Raw genomic sequence first — 2876 nt, 5'->3', positions numbered from 1 at the left:
CCTACAAGAAAGCCATCACCGAGCGCTACCCCACCTACAAGGGCGCCGCCCTCATCGACGTCGCCAACGCCTACATGTTCGGCCCGCGGGGCTGAACCGGGCGGTACTCGAAGGCCAACGCCAAGGGGCGGGCCTGTGAGCGCAGTGGTCGCCGGGAAACATCCGCCGAAGCAGGTGCCGGTGCTGGACGCAAGGGTGTCATTCGGCCGAGTCCCGCGCCGTGCCCTCCGTCCTCGCCATTGCTGACGCGTCGATCAGGGAGGCGGCCATCGAGACGGCGAGGCCGTCCAGGCCGCGCCCCTGTACGACGCTCCAGGAGTTCGCCCCGTCGAAGACGACGGTGAGGCGCTGTGCCAGTGCCGGGGGGTCGTATACCCCGCCGGCCTCGGCCTCGCGGCGGAAGAAGGCGGTCAGCGCGTCCTTGTGCCGGCGGGCGACCTGGCACGCCGGATGGCCGGGGGACTTGAGCTCCACGGCGGCGGCCACATACGGGCAGCCGCGGAAGTCCGGGCCCGCGGACAACTCCTCCAGGCGTCGGAAGACGTGGAGGATCCGCTCCCGGGGCGGCCGGTCGTCCGCGGCCGCGGGCAGCAGGGCGGCGCGGTGGGCAGCTGCAGCACGCTCCAGGCTCGCGGCGATCACTTCGCCCTTGTTGTCGAACAGCTGGTACATCGAGCGCTTGGACACGCCCGCGGCGCGGCACAGCGCTTCAACCCCAATGTGCACACCCTCCCGGTAGAAGAGGTCCGCCGCGGCGTCGAGGAGACGGTCGCGGGTCGAGGGCAGGGCGGGAGCCATGGCGGGACGGGGGGTCTCTTCGGTCATGCGTCCCAGCGTACGTCCCGATTTGCCCCCGGAAAACGGTCGGTTTACAGTCGGTGGAAACCGAACGTTTTCCCTAGAGATGACAAGAAGGGCCCCTCGACATGACGAACATCAAGGACGCCGTCGCGCTCGTCACCGGCGGCAGTCGCGGCATCGGCAAGGCGCTGGTGGAAGAGCTCTACGAGCGCGGCGCGAGCAAGGTCTACGCCACGGCCCGCGACCCGCGCACCGTGACCCACCCCGACGCCGTGCCGCTGGCCCTTGAGGTCACCGACCCGGCATCCGTGGCCGCCGCGGCCGGGCAGGCGCAGGACGTCACCATCCTGATCAACAACGCCGGCGCATCCGTCGGCGGCTCCCTCCTGGACACCCCCCTGGAGGACGTGCGCCGCGACTTCGACATCAACTTCTACGGGCCGCTGCTGGTCACCCGCGCCCTGGCACCGGCCATCGAGCGCAACGGCGGCGGCCACATCCTCAACGTCAGCTCCGTTCTCGCCTGGGTGGGCCTCACCGGCTCCTAGAGTGCCTCCAAGGCCGCGCTGTGGCAGCAGAGCAACTCCCTGCGCCTGGAACTCCAACCGCGTGGCATCAGCGTCACGGCTCTGCACGTCGCCTACGTCGACACGGACCTGACCTCCGGTGTGGACGCCCCCAAGTCCAGCCCTCGCGAGGTCGCCGTCCAAGCGCTCGACGGCATCGAGCAGGACGCGTACGAGGTCCTTGCCGACGACATCACACGGCAGGTCAAGGCCGGACTGGCCGGGGACGTGGCCGCGCTGTACCGACAGTTCACGGCGGCGTAGCCGACCCCCACCAGACGCGGCCCGAAGCTCTCGAGAACGGCACTGCGGCCCGAGCGCGCCCCACCGCTCGGGCCGCGGTCCGACATTGCCCGCAGGCAAGCAGCAGCTCTGCAAGTGCGACGGGCCGACGGCTGACGCTCGTCCTCCACCACACCCACCAGGCACGGCGGACAAGGGAGCACGGACGACCTCATCCACCGGGCAGGTCCGGACTGGCCGCAGACGACACTCCGCCCCATCCACAGCTGCCTGACGGAACAATCGCTCAGGGAGCGCCCGTGCCCCCCACCCCGTGGCTGCCCATGCCCGACGTCCGCGCTCGCCGACGGACGGCGAGGGACCACCGCACTTTTCACCGCCCTGAGGGCGGCTCCGGCCAGGCGATCCGCAGACTCCACCCTGACTACCGGGCGATGGAGTTGGTGTCGGCGGCGCCCACGAAGGCGCCAGGCACACCGAGGATCCGGTCCGTCTCATGTGGATCTTCGCGATCTCGGGCACATCCGCAGCAACTCCAGCCGGTACCGAGACCCGCACCGGGACCACTACTGTAACCGTCGCCCTCCACAGCCATACCGAGGGCCGGTGGCTTCGCCGTCCGTCGGCCCGTGTGTCGGCTTGACCTGACGTTGGCCGGGCTGACCCATGCCTGCAGGACCAGACCGAAGGCATCGGCCAGCGGGTGCGCTTGACGTCCGGCACCTCTTGCCGCGTCAGCCGTGCCGACCGCCGCCGTCGCCGGCCTCACCCTTCCGCGAGGTCCGTCGCCGCATCCGGCTCCGGTCCGGACTGCGCGGGGCTCTCCGGCCGCACAGACCGCGAACGCCGTCCTGCCCGCCGGGACGGCTCGTCAGGCGAAGGCGACTACGGCGTCCGGCCGGGTTGTCGTGCGAAGTCGCTGACGAGGGCGGTCGGCTCGGCCGCTCACGCCTGACAGCGGAGTGCCGACCCAGCGGGGTCACGGGACCTCCAATGGCCGCCACGGCCTCGCCACAGGTGTGGCTCAGTCGTGCGGTCCCGCGCCGTGCAGCAGTGTGTCGATGACGAGTGCGGCCAGGGTGTCGGGGTCCTGGGCGGCTGGATCCTGCTCCGTACCTGGTCTGTTGAGGGCTTCGTTGAGGAGGGCGTAGTACACCTGCCGCGCCCATTCCAGGTCCGCGTCCGGGGCGAGCAGTCCCTCGCGCTGCGCGCGGGTCAGGAGTTCGAGGGTGTAGGCGTTGATGTTGCCCCAGAGGGCGGCTGCGG

The 2876-nt window shown here is 70.7% G+C and carries 1 protein-coding gene and 2 pseudogenes; 1 reads left to right on the top strand and 2 read right to left on the bottom strand.

All coding sequences use genetic code 11. From position 1 onward, the window contains the following. Nucleotides 1-198: 198 nt before the first annotated feature. On the bottom strand, nt 199-825 hold the full coding sequence (locus tag ACWD0J_RS41125; protein WP_451500981.1) for a TetR/AcrR family transcriptional regulator: 627 nt from the start codon (nt 823-825) through the stop codon (nt 199-201). Nucleotides 826-926: 101 nt separating this feature from the next. On the opposite strand from ACWD0J_RS41125, the pseudogene ACWD0J_RS41120 reads away from it, so the two are divergent. Continuing rightward, nucleotides 927-1631, top strand: a pseudogene (locus tag ACWD0J_RS41120) (SDR family oxidoreductase). Between the two features lie 1003 nt (nt 1632-2634). Here ACWD0J_RS41120 and ACWD0J_RS41115 read toward each other — a convergent pair. Continuing rightward, nucleotides 2635-2876 (bottom strand): annotated as a pseudogene (locus ACWD0J_RS41115) (TetR/AcrR family transcriptional regulator); the annotation flags it as partial.

This window comes from Streptomyces sp. NPDC003011 (assembly GCF_053591515.1).
Note: the sequence above shows the minus strand (reverse complement) of the source record. Positions and strands in the feature narration are given on the sequence as shown.